The sequence below is a fragment of the Pseudomonas fluorescens genome (assembly GCF_902497995.1).
In the GTDB taxonomy this organism is placed as follows: Bacteria; Pseudomonadota; Gammaproteobacteria; order Pseudomonadales; family Pseudomonadaceae; genus Aquipseudomonas; species Aquipseudomonas fluorescens_BK.
Genome location: NZ_CABVII010000002.1, coordinates 261,334 through 277,240 on the forward strand (window position 1 = coordinate 261,334; position 15,907 = coordinate 277,240).

Sequence of the window (15,907 nt, forward strand, 5' to 3'; positions counted from 1 at the left end):
ATATGCCGTCAAAGCCGTAACACTGAACCGTTTCACTCGGGCGAATGGAAGCTCAGGCTGTAGTTCACTGCTTTGGGGCCTGGATCGAGAATATCCAGCGCGATGTGAATCGGCGTTTGCGGAGGCATTTCCAGCAGGCCTTCGAGATCGCCATTAAGGTACTCGCCGGGCTTGAAGCGCCGGCTGGCGATCAGGTGACCGTTGAGGTCGGCAAAGCGCAACTCCAGCAGCGGGAAAGGCTGGGAGAAGGGCGCGCGGTTGTAGATGATCGCGTCGACCACCAGTGCACCGCTGAAATCCGGGTGGCTGCGCACCACCAGGTTGCTGCTTTTGATTTTCGCGATGTCGACTTTCGATGGCACCGTACAGCCAATATGCGGGCACAGTTGCTGGAACCACGGACGATATTGGTCCTGGCGCGCCAGTTCGTCGAAGGTGTAAGCGATGCGCTGACCGGCGAGGGCGGCGGCACCCAGCAGGACCAGCAGCAGCCAGAAAAGCCGTCGGCCCCAGGGTGATCGGCGTTTTTGCCAGTCAAGTTGCAGCGGATCGTCGGTCAGGTCCTGCAGCACTTCAGCGCGTACAGCCGGTTCGCTGCGTTCGCGCCGCTTGCGCAGGGGCTCGATCGAGGGCAGGTTGTCGTCGATCTCTCCGGTGGCCGACAGGCGTTCGTGATGGATCGGAGCATCGAGTGGATCGTTCAGGCGCAGCTTTGGCGGCGCTTCGTCGTCGAGGTCGACGGGTTCCAGGGACAGCGAAGGTTCGGTGCGCGAAAGTATGCCCGTCTCGACCATCGGTTCTGGCGGGGCGGTGGTTTCGGTCACCTGCGCGCGATCGGCGGCCGATTCGCTGAACAGGCTGTCGGCCCATGGATCTTCATCGTACTCGGCGGTATCCCGGCGAGCGCTCAGGCTGTCTTCACGGTGCCGCACAAACTCCATTGTCGGCTGGATTTCCCGCTGTTCGAGCCGGGCGAGCTCTTCATCCAGGTCGAGGCTGTCCAGATCGAGCTCGGCGGCGCTCCATTGCTTTTGGCTGATGGCCCGCCGTGCAGGTGTCTCGACGATTGCCGGGGCAACCGGCGCGACCGCTTCTTTGCCGGTCCGCTGCTCAAGCAACTGCTTGGCGGCGTTGAACACCTGCAAGCACGAGCCGCAACGAACCACTCCGCGGGCGACGCTCAATTGAGCATGGCTGACGCGGAAACTGGTTTGGCAATGCGGGCACTGAGTGACGAAACTGTCGGTCATGCGGCGGTCCGGTTTATGCAGAGGCTCATTCTAGCGCCGACGGCCGGTAATGCGCACCCAGCCATCGCGATTGGCGATCGGGTCCAGATCGAAGTCCTGAGCGTAGGCTTTGGCAACGTCTTCACCTTGTTCGGCGAGGATGCCCGACAGCGCCAGGCGACCGCCCGGCTTGACCAGGCTGGACAGTTGCGGCGCCAGGGAGACCAGCGGGCCGGCCAGGATGTTGGCCACCAGTACGTCGGCCTGAACCTGCGGCAAGTCTTCTGGCAGGTACAGCGGGAAACGTTCTGCAGCAATTTTGTTGCGTCCGGCATTGTCGCGGGACGCTTCCAGTGCCTGCACGTCGATGTCGGTGCCCACGGCTTCGTTGGCGCCCAGCAGCAAGGCGGCGATCGCCAGGATCCCCGAGCCGCAACCGAAGTCCAGCACGTTGCAGTCTTTCAGGTCCTGCCCGTCGAGCCATTCCAGGCACAGCGCAGTGGTCGGGTGTGTGCCGGTGCCGAACGCCAGGCCTGGGTCCAGCAGCAGATTGACGGCGTCGGGTTCCGGCGCGGCGTGCCAGCTCGGGACAATCCACAGGCGCTGGCCGAAACGCATCGGCTGGAAACCGTCCATCCAGCTGCGCTCCCAGTCCTGGTCTTCGATAATTTCGCTGTGATGCTCGGGCAGCGGGTTGCCGGTCAGCAACTCAAGATGAGCCAGCACGCTGGCGGCTTCGGTGCCATCTTCGAACAGGGCCAGCAGATGCGTGTGTGACCACAACGGCGTGGTGTTGAGTTCAGGTTCGAAGATCGGCTGGTCTTCGGCGTCCATGAAGGTCACCGACACGGCGCCCACTTCGAGGAAAGCGTCTTCGTAGGTTTCGGCTTGTTCTGGGCTGATGGCGAGACGGACTTGCAGCCAAGGCATGGCGGGCACCTTTGAAAAATATTGATTGCAGCCTGGCGGGCTGCGAGAAGCGCACAAGTTTACGCGAGCGCGGAGCATTTGTGGGAGTCCACCGTACCTGTGGGAGCGGGCTTGCTCGCGAAAGCGGCGGCACATTCAACATTGATGTGACTGGCAGACCGCTTTCGCGAGCAAGCCAGCTCCCACAAGGGATGTGTGTTGTTGATGAAATGTCTAGAAACAACAAAGCCGCCTCGACGGCGGCTTTGTTGTGTGGGCTAAAGCTTAGTGCTTGTCGCCAGCCAGCTTGTGTTCCAGGTAGTGGATATTGATTCCACCTTTGCAGAAGCCTTCATCCCGGACCAGGTCGCGGTGCAGCGGGATGTTGGTCTTGATCCCGTCGACAACGATTTCGTCCAGCGCATTGCGCATGCGCGCCAGGGCTTCGTCACGGGTTGCGCCATAGGTGATCAGCTTGCCGATCAACGAATCGTAATTTGGCGGAACGGCATAACCGCTGTACAGGTGCGAATCGACGCGAACGCCGTTGCCGCCCGGAGCGTGGAAGTGCTTGACCGTGCCTGGGCTTGGCATGAAGGTTTTCGGGTCTTCGGCGTTGATCCGGCATTCCAGCGCGTGACCGCGGATGACCACGTCATCCTGGGTGTACGACAGCTTGTTGCCAGCGGCGATGCTGAGCATCTCCTTGACGATGTCGATGCCGGTGACCATTTCCGAAACCGGGTGCTCAACCTGAACGCGGGTGTTCATTTCGATGAAATAGAACGCGCCGTTCTCGTACAGGAACTCGAAAGTGCCCGCGCCACGGTAGTTGATGTCGATGCACGCCTTGACGCAGCGAGCGAGGACTTCAGCGCGCGCTTTCTCGTCGATGCCCGGTGCCGGCGCTTCTTCGAGAACCTTCTGGTGACGACGTTGCAGCGAGCAATCGCGGTCGCCCAGATGGATGGCGTGGCCCTGGCCGTCGGAAAGCACCTGGACTTCCACGTGACGTGGGTTGGTCAGGAATTTTTCCAGATAGACCATCGGGTTGCCGAACGCTGCGCCCGCTTCGGAGCGGGTCAGTTTCGCCGAGGAGATCAGGTCTTCTTCGTTATGCACAACGCGCATGCCGCGACCGCCACCGCCGCCAGCGGCTTTGATGATCACCGGGTAACCGACTTCGCGACCGATGCGCAGCGCGGTTTCTTCGTCTTCAGGCAGCGGGCCGTCAGAACCCGGAACGGTTGGAACGCCGGCTGCGATCATGGCGTGCTTGGCCGATACCTTGTCGCCCATCAGGCGAATGGTGTCGGCTTTCGGGCCAATGAAGGCGAAGCCGGAGTTCTCGACCTGTTCAGCGAAATCAGCGTTTTCCGCAAGGAAACCGTAGCCTGGGTGAATGGCGGTAGCGCCGGTCACTTCAGCCGCGGCGATGATTGCCGGAATGTGCAGGTAAGAGTGCGCGGCCGATGCCGGACCGATGCAGACGGATTCGTCTGCCAGGCCCAGGTGCATCAGCTCTTTGTCGGCCTTGGAGTAAACGGCGACGGTCTTGATGCCCATCTCTTTGCAGGCACGCAGAATCCGCAGGGCAATCTCACCGCGGTTGGCGATCAGAACTTTTTCCAACTTCGCAGTCATCAAAGTTTCTCCGCGGTTCAAACGATGGTGAACAGCGGTTGGTCGTACTCAACCGGCTGGCCGTCTTCGACGAGGATGGATTCGATCACACCACTGGTTTCAGCTTCGATGTGGTTCATCATCTTCATGGCTTCGACGATGCACAGAGTGTCGCCTTTCTTCACGGTCTGGCCGACTTCAACGAAGGACGGCGAGCTTGGCGAAGACTTGCGATAGAAGGTGCCGACCATAGGCGAACGAGCGACGGTGCCGTTCAGAACTGGCGCGGCCGGTGCAGCAGGAGCAGCAGCGGCAACCGGGGCGGCAGCAACAGGCGCAGGCGCAGGCGCCGGAGCATGCATTGGAGCCGGTGCGTAGTACTGCTGAGCCGGGGTCTTGCTGTGGCGGCTGATGCGTACGGACTCTTCGCCTTCCTTGATCTCGAGCTCGTCGATGCCGGACTCTTCCAGCAATTCGATCAGTTTCTTAACTTTACGGATATCCATGAATCATCAACTCCCAAGGGTCGGTCAGGGGCGTTTAACGCTTGTTGTTCAAGCCGTTGCCTGTCTTTCAAGCTGCTCTAGTGCGGCCTCCAGGGCCAGTCGATAACCGCTGGCGCCAAGGCCGCAGATCACTCCCACCGCTACATCGGAGAAGTAAGAGTGATGGCGGAAAGGTTCGCGTTTGTGCACGTTAGACAAATGCACTTCGATGAATGGGATGCTCACCGCCAGCAGCGCGTCACGTAACGCGACGCTGGTGTGCGTAAAAGCTGCCGGGTTGATCAGAATGAAGTCCACACCTTCGCTGTGGGCAGCGTGGATGCGGTCGATCAATTCGTACTCGGCATTGCTTTGCAGGTGCAGCAAATGGTGGCCGGCTTCACGGGCTCGGCGTTCCAGGTCCTGGTTGATCTGCGCCAGAGTCGTAGCGCCATAGGTGCCCGGTTCACGGGTGCCGAGCATGTTCAGGTTGGGGCCGTGCAGAACCAATAATGTCGCCATCTGCTGTTCCTTGTTATCTGTGTGCAGTTGTCAGAACCCGGCGACTATGCCGCAAAGCCTTTGTGACTGTCCAGTTCTATGCAATAGCCCGCACGATGGCCGATGTTTGCGCGAAATAAATCACCGGGTTATTAAATCCGGTCATTTGCTTTCTCAACACGTTCGGCGAAGTCTGCGGCGTTGATCTCGCCGATCACCCGCACCTCTGTGCGTTCGACGCCATCCTTGCCGAAAAACATCAGGGCCGGCGGGCCGAACAGTTTGTAGCGGTCGAGAAGGGCACGTTGCTCGGCATTGCTGGCGGTGATGTCGAAGCGAATCAATCGATAGCCCTTGAGCCGTTCCATGACCGTGGCATCGTTGAGCACCTTATGTTCGATGACTTTGCAACTGATGCACCAGTCGGCGTACCAGTCCAGCAGCAACGGGATGCCGGAGGATTTGGCGTCGGCGAGCGCGCGATCGAGCTCCGCCGGGGTGCTGATGGTTTGCCAGGAGCTGCTGTTTTGCGCTTGCTCGGTGTTCGTGACAATGCGCGGCTGGCCGATCGGATTGAGCGGATCGGTCTGGCCACTGAAGGCGCCGTACCAGCAGGCCAGCGCGTAAAACAGCAGGAACATCCCGAGTAATTGGCCGAGGCGTTTTCGAGGAGGTTTATAGACAAACTCCAGCGCGCCCATGAACAACCCGACGCCACCGGCCAGCAAACCGATCAGCAGCAAAGTGATCTGGCCGGGCAATACTCTGCTGAGCAGACCGATCGCCAACCCCAGCAACAAAACCCCGATCGCGTTTTTCACATAGATCAGCCATGGCCCGCTTTTCGGCAGCCAGGCAGCGCCCCCGGTAGCCACCAGCACTAACGGTGCGCCCATGCCGAGGCCGAGCATGAGCAGTTTCAAACCGCCGCCGAGTGCATCGCCGCTGGCACTGATGTACAGCAGCGCACCGGCCAGCGGCGCCGATACGCAAGGCGAGACCAGCAGGCTGGAGACCACGCCAAGTACCGCCGCGCCCCACAGCGAGCCGCCTTTGGTGCGGCCGGCGATTCGGTCGAGTCGACTGCTGATGGCATGCGGCAGCTTGAGTTCGAACACCCCGAACATGGCCAGGGCAAACAGCGCAAAAAACATCGCGAACGGCACCAGCACCCAGGCCGATTGCAGGCGCGCCTGGAGATTGAGCTGCGCGCCAAACATGCCCATCAAGGCGCCGAGCAGCGCGAAGCAGATGGCCATCGGCAACACGTAGGCCAGCGACAGGTTGAATCCGCGCCAGCCGCCGACCTGGCCGCGCAAGACCACGCCGGAAAGAATCGGCAGCATGGGCAGGACGCACGGTGTGAAGGTCAAGCCAAGGCCGGCGAGAAAGAACAGCGCCAGTTCCCGCCAATTCCAGGAGGCATGGGCGCCGCTGCCATCGATACTCAGGCGTTCGGTCTCGGGTGGATAGCACAGGCCTTTATCGGCGCAGCCTTGATAGGTGACCGCGAGGGTGAAGGCGCGCTGATCGGTGCGCGGCACTTCCACTTCGAGAATGCCGTGATAAACCTCGACATCGCCGAAATACTCATCGTGCTTGCGCTCGCCCTTGGGCAGTTGCGCGGTGCCGAGCACAACGTCGGCTGGATCGGCGCGAAACTGGAAGCGATGCCGGTAAAGGTAGTAACCCTCGGTGGCGACGAAGCGCAGTTTGATTGATTGTGGCGTGCTTTCGACCAGGCTCAATTGAAAGGCTTCGCGTACCGGCAGGAAGTCGGCGCTGTTGTTGATCGAGCCCAGGGTGGAGCTGGGCCGACTCTCCAGCAACCCGGCGGCGGATGCCGGCAGGGCGAGCACAAAAAGCAGCAGGCAAAGCAAACGGCGCATGACGGTCTCGCGTGTTGGGGTTGGGGGCATGATAGCGGACCGTTGCGCGGAGTGCAGGGCGGGGGGGCTGTGGTAACTGTTCTCGCCTTCGCGAGCAGGCTCGCTCCCACAATGGATCTATGCACGACGCAGGTCCAATATGCTGAGATCGACTGGTGGCTTTATGGTGGCGCCTCTATTCAATGGCATGAGTGTCGTCCATCAATAATCTGCAAAGCGACCTCATTCAGTGACTGACCGACTGGTCGGATAGGCTGGCGGCCGTGCTTCATTTATAGTGGCCGCTCGATCGCGCCCGTTGCGCGGCTCGTCGCATGCGCCGGATTTAATGCGCGGCAAACGAGGCACGATGGCGTAGGGTTGTGGTCGAACCGATGAACTCAAGTGATTGAAAGGATATCGCCATGCTGGACTGGAAGAACCGCGCGGGCAGCGCGCCTGAACGTGCCGCTGAACCGAAATCGGCCACCCGCAGTTATTTTGGCGGCCTGTTGTTCAGTCGGGCGCTGGCCACTCTGATCGGCCTTTATCTGCTGGTTGCGATTGCGCTGGGCTGGTACTGGAGCCAGGAACCTGCGCTGTTCCCGGTACAGCAGAATGCCCAGGTGGCTGCCGAGAAAGAAGGCAAGCAGATGGTCATCGGCTATACCACGGTGGAAACGCTCAAGACCGTCGCTGATACCTTGCTGACCAAACCGGGCGGTTATATTTCCAACGACCGTTTCCCGCCAGGCCTGTGGATGGATAACACGCCGAGCTGGGAGTATGGCGTGCTGGTCCAGGTCCGTGACCTGAGCCGTGCGCTGCGCAAGGACTTCGCCCGCTCCCAGTCGCAGTCCACCGAAGACGCCGACCTGGCCAAGGCCGAGCCGCGTTTCAACTTCGACAACAAAAGCTGGGTGCTGCCCTCCAGTGAGTCTGAATATCAGGAAGGGATCAAATCCCTGAGCCGGTATCAGGCACGCTTGTCCGATCCGAGTCAGAAAAGCGCATTGTTCTACGCCCGCGCCGACAACCTGAACAACTGGCTGGGCGATGTCGGCACCCGCCTGGGTTCGTTGTCGCAAAGGCTGTCGGCCAGCGTTGGCCGGGTCAAGCTCAACACTGCGCTGAAAACCGAAGTCGTCGCGCCGGGTCAGGTACCCCAGGTCGACGAAGAAATCGTCGAAACCCCGTGGATGCAGATCGACAACGTGTTCTACGAAGCCCGCGGTCAGGCCTGGGCACTGTCCCATCTGCTGCGCGCCATCGAAGTCGACTTCGCCGATGTGCTGGCCAAGAAGAACGCCACGGTCAGCGTGCGCCAGATCATTCGTGAACTGGAAGCCTCGCAAGAATCGGTCTGGAGCCCGATGATCCTCAACGGCAGCGGCTTCGGTGTGCTGGCCAATCACTCGCTGGTCATGGCCAACTACATCTCCCGGGCCAACGCCGCAGTCATCGATTTGCGTCAGTTGCTCAATCAGGGTTGAGTCATGGTCGATAGCTCCATCGATAGCTTGCGCGAGGCCGCCCATCGCGCGGCCTCGGATGCCGAACAGATCGCCTGGGTCGACGAGCAGGACAACCTGCTCGGCGCCCTGGTCCGTTCCGAGCTGCGCGAGCGCGGGCTGATCGGGCGCGGTACCTACATCATGCTGTTCAATTCCGCCGGTGAACTCTGCGTGCATCGACGCACCTTGAGCAAAGCGATTTACCCGGGTTACTGGGACGTGGCGGCCGGCGGCATGGTACTGGCCACCGAGACTTACGCCGAATCGGCGGCCCGTGAGCTGGAAGAAGAGCTGGGGGTGAGCGGTGTGGAACTGACTGCCCATGATCACTTTTTCTTCGAGGACACCGGTAACCGACTCTGGTGTTCGGCGTTTTCGGCGGTGTGGGATGGCCCGTTGATCCTGCAGCCGGAAGAGGTGCTCGAAGCGCGCTTCATGCCCATCGATCAGGTCATGCTGGAAATCCAGCAAAAGCCTTATTGCCCGGACTCCCTGGCGGCCTTGCAGCGCTATCTTCGGGCTCGTGGGCCGGACGTCGCATAAGAGGCATAAATTGGCGCCGATTGGCTCTTAGCAAGTCGGCTTTTTGCCGTTACACTGCGCGACCTTTTCAAACTGAACCGGTATTGCTTTTTTGTAGGAGCGAAGCTTGCTCGCGAAGAACGCAAGGACGACGCGTACATCCTGAATGCACGCGTTATCGTTGACGTCCTTCGCGAGCAAGCTTCGCTCCTACGCAGGGTTTTACCGTTTCAGTAGCGCTGCCCCTGCCTGAGTGGGGCTTCGCGGTCGATGGCACACTTGCCGCGACCAGTCTTTGTCCTCCCAAGAGGATTGCCGGTGGCCAAAAAAGCCGCATCCTTCGCCGCCCTTGGTGGCCTGGTATTTTCCACCGACGCAGGTCGTCATTGCCCGGATTGCAGTAAACCGGTGGATGCCTGCATCTGCAAACAGACCGTTATCCCGGCCGGCGACGGCATCGCTCGCGTGCGTCGCGAAAGCAAGGGTCGTGGCGGTAAGACGGTGACCACCATCACCGGCGTGCCGTTGAACGAAGACGCGCTCAAGGACCTGGCCACCACGTTGAAGAAACGTTGTGGTACCGGCGGGGCGTTGAAAGACGGAATCATTGAAATCCAGGGCGATCATGTCGAGCTACTCTTGGCCGAACTGATCAAGCACGGTTTCAAGGCGAAGAAGTCCGGCGGCTAGCAGCTTCTGTGAAAACCACCCTCGGCTTGATCCGGTCCTGACAGCAGGTCTGGCGTCGTCTACATGGTTTTCACAGAGCCTGTTCTGACCGGATTCTAAACTCACTGCGATCAGCGAGGTCTATCCCCTCGTTGACGAACCGTCATTTTCATTCTTTAGACTGCGCCGGCCTGAACCCAGGCGACGCTCTATGACTTCTTTATAGGGGACTTCAATGTCCGTAAGACGCACACGCAAAGACGATGGCAGCCAATGGACAGTTGCGGACAGCCGCAGTGTTTACGGGATTCGCCATTGGGGGGCCGGGTATTTCGCGATCAATGACGCCGGTCGCGTCGAAGTTCGCCCAAACGGTCCGGCCAGTTCGCCAATCGACCTGTTCGAGCAAGTCGACCAGCTGCGCAAAAGCGGCCTGTCCTTGCCGTTGCTGGTGCGTTTCCCTGACATTCTGCAAGACCGCGTGCGTCAGCTGACCGGTGCGTTCGATGCCAACATCGAGCGCCTGGAATACCAGAGCAAGTACACCGCGCTGTACCCGATCAAGGTCAACCAGCAGGAAGCGGTGATCGAAAACATCATCGCTACCCAGGACGTATCGATCGGTCTGGAAGCCGGCTCCAAGCCTGAGTTGCTCGCCGTTCTGGCGTTGGCACCGAAGGGCGGCACCATCGTCTGCAACGGTTACAAGGATCGCGAGTTCATCCGTCTGGCGCTGATGGGCCAGAAGCTCGGCCACAACGTGTTCATCGTGATCGAGAAAGAGTCCGAAGTCGGTCTGGTGATCGAAGAAGCGGCGGCGCTCAAGGTCAAGCCGCAGGTCGGCTTGCGCGTGCGTCTGTCGTCCCTGGCGTCGAGCAAGTGGGCAGACACCGGTGGTGAAAAATCCAAGTTCGGCCTGTCGGCGGCGCAACTGCTGTCGGTGGTCGAGCGTTTCCGCGCTGCCGGCCTGGACCAGGGCATCCGCCTGTTGCACTTCCACATGGGTTCGCAGATCGCCAACCTGGCGGACTACCAGCACGGCTTCAAGGAAGCGATCCGTTACTACGGCGAGTTGCGCAACCTCGGCCTGCCGGTGGATCACATCGACGTCGGCGGCGGTTTGGGCGTGGACTACGACGGTACTCACTCGCGCAACGCCAGCTCGATCAACTACGACATGGACGATTACGCCGGTGTCGTGGTCGGGATGCTCAAGGAATTCTGCGACGCGCAGAGCCTCCCGCACCCGAACATCTTCTCCGAGAGCGGCCGCTCCCTGACCGCGCACCACGCCATGTTGGTGGTGCAGGTGACCGACGTCGAGAAACACAACGACGACGTGCCGCAGATCGAGAACAAGGAAGCGCTGCCGGAAACAGTGCAGTGGCTGGTTGACCTGCTGGGTCCGACCGACATCGAGATGGTCACCGAAACCTACTGGCGCGCCACGCACTACATGAGCGATGTGGCCACCCAGTACGCTGACGGCAAACTGACCCTGGCCGAGAAAGCCCTGGCTGAACAATGCTACTTCGCCGTGTGCCGTCGCCTGCACAACTCGCTGAAGGCCCGTCAGCGTTCGCACCGTCAGGTGCTCGACGAGCTCAACGACAAGCTGGCCGACAAGTACATCTGCAACTTCTCGGTCTTCCAGAGCCTGCCGGACACCTGGGCCATCGGCCAGGTACTGCCGATCCTGCCGTTGCACCGTCTCGATGAAGAGCCTTTGCGTCGCGCGGTGCTGCAGGATCTGACCTGCGACTCCGACGGCAAGATCAAGCAATACGTCGACGAGCAGAGCATCGAGACCAGCCTGCCGGTTCACGGTTTGAACGACGGCGAGGACTACCTGCTGGGCATCTTCCTGGTCGGCGCCTACCAGGAGATTCTTGGCGACATGCACAACCTGTTCGGTGACACCGATTCGGTGAACATCTACCAGAATGCCGACGGCAGCGTGTACCACGCGGGTATCGAAACCCACGACACCATCGAAGACATGCTGCGTTACGTGCACTTGTCGCCGGAAGAGTTGATGACCCACTACCGCGACAAATGCGCCAGTGCCCGCATCACCGCCGCCGAGCGCACTCAGTTCCTCGACGCACTGCGTCTGGGGCTGACTCGTTCGTCTTACCTGTCCTCTTGAGGTAAGTCGTCGTTCTCACCAGGTCGTCTGAAAATGTTCCGCGCACTGCAGAAGTTTCGGATGACCTGGTAGGACGGTTCTCTATTTTCAAAGGAAATTTCCCCACTTTCGGCTATCAAAGCCATTTGGTCTTCTTTTCGCGTAGGCCATTTCCTAAGTTGTACTTCGGCACTCTACTCGGCCATGTCTCTCGGCGAGAATCCCCGGCCGCCCCTCCTGTAGAGAATCTGCGATGTTCGATCCAGTCAACGAACCTTCATTTCGTCTGGATGTAGACGGTATTTCCGACGCCTTCGAAGTCTTGGCCTTTACCGGTAGAGAAGCCATCAGCGATCCTTTTGTGTTCGATGTGGATCTGCTGATAGATGACCCGACGCTCGACCTTGCCAGCCTGCTCTACCAACCGGTCTCGCTGCACTTCGGGCCAGCGGGACACGCCATCCATGGACAACTGCACGAACTCGTCCAGCGTGACCATGGTCCGACTGCCCGGCTCTGCCGCGTGCGGCTGGGGCCGAAGCTGGCATGCCTTTCCCAACGCTTCAGCCAGCGAATCTTCAGCGCCTGCTCGGTGCCGCAGGTCCTCAGTCAAGTACTCAGGGAGCATGGCATTGCCGACAAGGATCGGCGCTTCGAGCTGAGCGGCGATTACCCACCCCGTGATTTCTGTACGCAGTACCGGGAATCGGACCTGCAGTTTCTCCAGCGCCTGTGCGCCCAGGAACGGCTCAACTACCATTTCGAGCACCACGCACGTGGGCACTGTGTGGTATTCGGTGATGGCCAGGCGCATTTTCGCCTTGGCGAACTGGCGGATTTTCGGGTCGACAGCGAGCAGCCGGCAGTGCGGCAGTTTCAGCTTCAGGGGCAACGAACCACGCAGAGTGCCGAAGGCCGTACGGACCTGGCGACGCTGCGCAGTGGTCAACTGATGTCGCTGTCCGGCCATCCTATCGCCAACTGGAATCATCTGTGGCTGTTGACCCACATCGAACATCAGGGGAGTCAGGATCCGCTGGCGCCCTACAGCAACCGGATCCGCGCGATTCACTGGGAAGCGCCCCTGGTGTCGCCCCATTGCGCAACGAAACCACGCATGCACAGCCTGCAACGGGCTTGGGTAGTCAATGTCGAAGAGTCTCGACCGGATCCATCCAGGCCAGTTGCCGTGCAATTCGATTGGCTTTACCAGGGCGAGGGCGCGGTCCCCACCCACTGTTGGCTGCCCTTGGCAACTGAATTGGGCAGCGCAACGGTTTCGCCGTTGAGTGAGGGGGCCGAGGTGGTGGTGAGCTTTATCGAGGGCGATCCGGATCAGCCGCTTATTACCGGTTTTCTCCACATGCCAAAGGCTGTCGAAGAGGCTCAGGCGCCCCGCGCGACAGACGACTGTCCGCCCGACGAAGGCTTGCTCCGAATGCTGCGCTCCGGCGAGCCCTTGATGCTGCTGTGCCTGCTGCCGGGTGGCGGCAGTTTCACGCCTTGCGCTCAGGTTTTCTGTACCTGCCGGGCGGCGATGCGGTTTGGCCGGAGCGGTGCGGCATGATTGCCGCGAGCCCGCAATGGCTATTGCTGGATGTGCCGGGTGCGCCACTGGCGGGGGCGACGCTGGGGCAGACATTTGCCCATGCGCAGTGGTTCTGGTTATTCGAAGACACGGAGCTGCATGCATCGCGCGAACACGGTCCGGTTCTGGTCGACCTGGGCTCATGCCCGGCGCTGGTCGAGTTGTGCTACAGCGAAGCGCAAAACTGGCGTGGACTGTTGGTCTTCAGTGGGGCGCCGCCGTCGCTGTTGCTGGCGCATTTGCGCCGTATGCTCACGGTCACGGTCGGCGTGCATCACCGGGCTTTGTTGAACTTCTACAACCCCAACACTGCCAGTTACTTTTTCGACGCCTGCGATGCCCGGGAGCTGAGTCGCTGGCTGGGGCCGATCAGTCAATTGCACTGGTTCGGCGGAACCTGGGCGGATCGCGCGATCGGCTGTCAGAGTTGGCAACAGTTGCACAACCCGGGGCTCGCCGTCAGCCCGTTAGCCGTCGAGGAAAGCCTGAGCCCCGGTCAACAGGAAAAGCTGCAAACCTGTCTGCTGGAACAGCACGCCTGGCACTGGAGCCAATCCACCGGGACCGATTACAACAGCCTGTGGTCGCATATGCAGGAAGGGCTGGCGCTGGGTTTCAACGAGCGTTCGGTACTCGATGGCTGGTTATGGCTGCGCTTGCAATACCCCCGCGCTGCGCTGGTGCTGCCTTTGTCGGGGCTGACTCAGCAGGAGCGTCTCGACAGCCTGCGCGAGCGATGGCAGACCGATCGACACTGATCACGGCGTCCGTCACGGCCGCGCCGGATCAGTGAGTCCGGCTTGTAAACCAGCCGTCGTTCTTGCGCAGAAACCAGGCAAAAGCGCCAAGGGTCAAACTGCGCAAGGCCATGAAAAACAGGAACGTTATCCACAGGCCATGGTTGCCCAGGCCTTGCAGCGCCCAGGCAAACGGCAATAACAGAATCATCGTCAACAGCATGCCGTTGCGCATTTCCCGGGCGCGAGTGGCGCCGATGAACAGACCGTCGAGCAGGTAACTCCAGACCGCAATCAGCGGCAGGGCGGCAAGGTAGGGCAGGTAGATGAATGCGGTGTCGCGCACGTTTTGAATGTCGGTCTGCATCTCGATGAACAGATGGCCAGCGAACAGAAACAGCGCGGCAAAGCCCAGGCTCGCCAGCAATGACCAACCACAGGCCACCACCAACGAGCGGCGCAGGGCGCCCCGGTCGCGAGCACCGATGGCGTGCCCGCAAAGGGCCTCCACGGCGTGGGCCAGACCATCGAGCGCATGGGCCGTCAGCAGCAGGCCGTTGAGCAATAACGCGTTGGCGGCGACAGTGGCGTCGCCCAGTCGCGCGCCTTGCACGGTAATGAGAAAAAACACCGATTGCAGGACTAGGCTGCGGATGAAGATGTCGCGGTTGACCGCCAACAGCGGTCGCCAGCTCTGCCACAGCGCCAGCGCAGCCCAGGCGATATGGCCAGGGTAGGCGCGCAGGGCGTTGCGGGTCATCAGCAGGCCGATCAGTGCGCCGGTCCATTCGGCAATCACCGACGCCCGGGCAGCGCCGACCACGCCCCATTCCAGCCCGAGGACGAACCACAGGTTCAAGGCAATGTTGACCAGGTTGGTGCTCAGCAGAATCGCCAGTGGCGCCCGGGCGTTCTGGGTGCCGAGGAACCAGCCGACCAGGGCGTAACTGGCCAGTGCCGCCGGCAGGCCGAACAGCCGCGTGTGGAAAAACTCGCGGGTCAGTTGATCCAGTTCGGCCGAGGGTTGCATGAAGTGCAACGCGACGCCGCTCAACGGCACGCCCAGCGCCCCCAGGACAATGGCCAGGCCCATGGCCAGCAGCAAGCCCTGCAACAGGATTTGCCGCAACGCCGCGCCATCCCCGCGTCCCGCAGCCTGGGCGGCAAAGCCGGTGGAGCCCATGCGCAGAAAACCCATGGCCCAGGCGAGAAAGGTGTACAGGCTGGCCCCGACCGCGACGGCGCCCAGCTGATGGGCGTGGGGCAGGTGGCCGATGACGGTACTGTCGACCAGCGCCACCAGCGGTACGGAAATGTTCGACAGAATCATGGGCGCGGCGAGCGCCCAGACCCGGCGGTGAGTAGGACGGTCGCGCCAGTCGGCGATCAGGCTGGACATGCAGGCTCCTTGGGAGAGCGGGCATTGTAGCGACACATCTGAATCCGAAGTGATCCAATGTGGGAGCGAGCTTGCTCGCGATGGCGGTGTGTCATGCGACATGGATGTCGGCTGACACTCCGCCTTCGCGAGCAAGCTCGCTCCCACAGGGTTTGGTGGTGTTAGTGGATAATCCAGCTCAACAACCAAAGCCCCAGCAGCAACCAGATAATCCCCATGATGATCGACGCACTCATGAAGGCGCGAATCGCCGCCCACAACAGCATCAGCCCCACGATCAACGCGATGATGCTGACGATCGAAGCGTCCATGCCCAGCGCCCGGGACAGTCCTTCGACAAAGTTGCTGCCGGCATGGCTCAACAGATTGAACAGCCCGCTGAGGGCGTCAACGATGAACCGGATGATCGAACCGAGTACCTGGCCGAGCCATTCGAAAAAACTGTCTACCTGCATGTCGTGAACGTCCTGTTGAAGTGGTTGAACCTTGGGCCAATGATCACAGTGGCGAGTTCCCTGATGCCGGGATCGTTTGAGTATGACGCAAAGCTTCCGGTCTGTTGATGAACCCCTGTAGGAGCTGGCTTGTCGGATCGCCGCACCGCAGCGAAGGCGGCCTCAAGGCTTGCACCGCCCATGAAGACGCCTTCGCCAGCAAGCCGGCTCCTACAGGGGGCTAACGCCCCTTGCCTTCGCCAGCAAGCCGGCTCCTACAGGGGGCTAACGCCCCTTGCCT

Annotated in this window: 14 protein-coding genes; 6 read left to right on the plus strand and 8 right to left on the minus strand. The window is 60.9% G+C overall.

Going from position 1 to position 15,907, the window contains the following annotated elements; all coding sequences use genetic code 11:
• Positions 1-32: 32 nt before the first annotated feature.
• From F8N80_RS03130 to F8N80_RS03155, 6 genes are all read right to left on the minus strand, one after another.
• Positions 33-1,250, minus strand: a complete 1,218-nt coding sequence (locus F8N80_RS03130) for a DUF3426 domain-containing protein (RefSeq protein WP_150743996.1) — start codon at positions 1,248-1,250, stop codon at positions 33-35.
• A 30-nt stretch (positions 1,251-1,280) separates the two neighbouring features.
• Positions 1,281-2,159 (minus strand): 50S ribosomal protein L11 methyltransferase, encoded by an 879-nt coding sequence (gene prmA / locus F8N80_RS03135; protein WP_150743997.1) that lies wholly within the window; start codon positions 2,157-2,159, stop codon positions 1,281-1,283.
• 264 nt (positions 2,160-2,423) lie between these two features.
• Entirely contained in the window at positions 2,424-3,782 is a 1,359-nt protein-coding gene (gene accC / locus F8N80_RS03140) for an acetyl-CoA carboxylase biotin carboxylase subunit (RefSeq protein ID WP_150743998.1), read from the minus strand.
• Between the two features lie 17 nt (positions 3,783-3,799).
• A complete protein-coding gene (gene accB, locus F8N80_RS03145; RefSeq protein ID WP_150743999.1) occupies positions 3,800-4,267 on the minus strand; it encodes an acetyl-CoA carboxylase biotin carboxyl carrier protein in 468 nt (155 codons plus the stop codon).
• Between the two features lie 48 nt (positions 4,268-4,315).
• A complete protein-coding gene (gene aroQ, locus F8N80_RS03150; protein WP_150744000.1) occupies positions 4,316-4,768 on the minus strand; it encodes a type II 3-dehydroquinate dehydratase in 453 nt (150 codons plus the stop codon).
• Between the two features lie 131 nt (positions 4,769-4,899).
• Positions 4,900-6,636 carry a protein-disulfide reductase DsbD gene (locus F8N80_RS03155; protein WP_150783198.1) on the minus strand — a complete coding sequence of 579 codons (1,737 nt, stop codon included), beginning with the start codon at positions 6,634-6,636 and terminating at the stop codon, positions 4,900-4,902.
• A 404-nt stretch (positions 6,637-7,040) separates the two neighbouring features.
• On the opposite strand from F8N80_RS03155, the gene F8N80_RS03160 reads away from it, so the two are divergent.
• From F8N80_RS03160 to F8N80_RS03185, 6 genes are all read left to right on the plus strand, one after another.
• Positions 7,041-8,108: a DUF2333 family protein gene (locus tag F8N80_RS03160; RefSeq protein ID WP_150744002.1), complete on the plus strand. Its 1,068-nt coding sequence runs from the start codon at positions 7,041-7,043 to the stop codon at positions 8,106-8,108.
• A gap of 3 nt (positions 8,109-8,111) precedes the next feature.
• Positions 8,112-8,672 (plus strand): NUDIX hydrolase, encoded by a 561-nt coding sequence (locus F8N80_RS03165; protein ID WP_150744003.1) that lies wholly within the window; start codon positions 8,112-8,114, stop codon positions 8,670-8,672.
• Between the two features lie 297 nt (positions 8,673-8,969).
• Positions 8,970-9,341 (plus strand): translation initiation factor Sui1, encoded by a 372-nt coding sequence (locus F8N80_RS03170; protein WP_150744004.1) that lies wholly within the window; start codon positions 8,970-8,972, stop codon positions 9,339-9,341.
• A 214-nt stretch (positions 9,342-9,555) separates the two neighbouring features.
• Positions 9,556-11,469, plus strand: a complete 1,914-nt coding sequence (speA, locus tag F8N80_RS03175) for an arginine decarboxylase (RefSeq protein ID WP_150744005.1) — start codon at positions 9,556-9,558, stop codon at positions 11,467-11,469.
• A 232-nt stretch (positions 11,470-11,701) separates the two neighbouring features.
• On the plus strand, positions 11,702-13,015 hold the full coding sequence (locus F8N80_RS03180; protein ID WP_150783199.1) for a type VI secretion system Vgr family protein: 1,314 nt from the start codon (positions 11,702-11,704) through the stop codon (positions 13,013-13,015).
• Positions 13,012-13,794 carry a DUF4123 domain-containing protein gene (locus F8N80_RS03185; protein ID WP_150744007.1) on the plus strand — a complete coding sequence of 261 codons (783 nt, stop codon included), beginning with the start codon at positions 13,012-13,014 and terminating at the stop codon, positions 13,792-13,794. Before F8N80_RS03180 ends, F8N80_RS03185 begins: the two co-directional genes overlap by 4 nt.
• 28 nt (positions 13,795-13,822) lie before the next feature.
• Here F8N80_RS03185 and F8N80_RS03190 read toward each other — a convergent pair whose 3' ends face one another.
• Positions 13,823-15,172 carry an MATE family efflux transporter gene (locus F8N80_RS03190; protein WP_150744008.1) on the minus strand — a complete coding sequence of 450 codons (1,350 nt, stop codon included), beginning with the start codon at positions 15,170-15,172 and terminating at the stop codon, positions 13,823-13,825.
• A gap of 161 nt (positions 15,173-15,333) precedes the next feature.
• Complete coding sequence (locus F8N80_RS03195; protein WP_150744009.1) at positions 15,334-15,627, minus strand: hypothetical protein; 294 nt, start codon at positions 15,625-15,627, stop codon at positions 15,334-15,336.
• Positions 15,628-15,907: the final 280 nt, after the last annotated feature.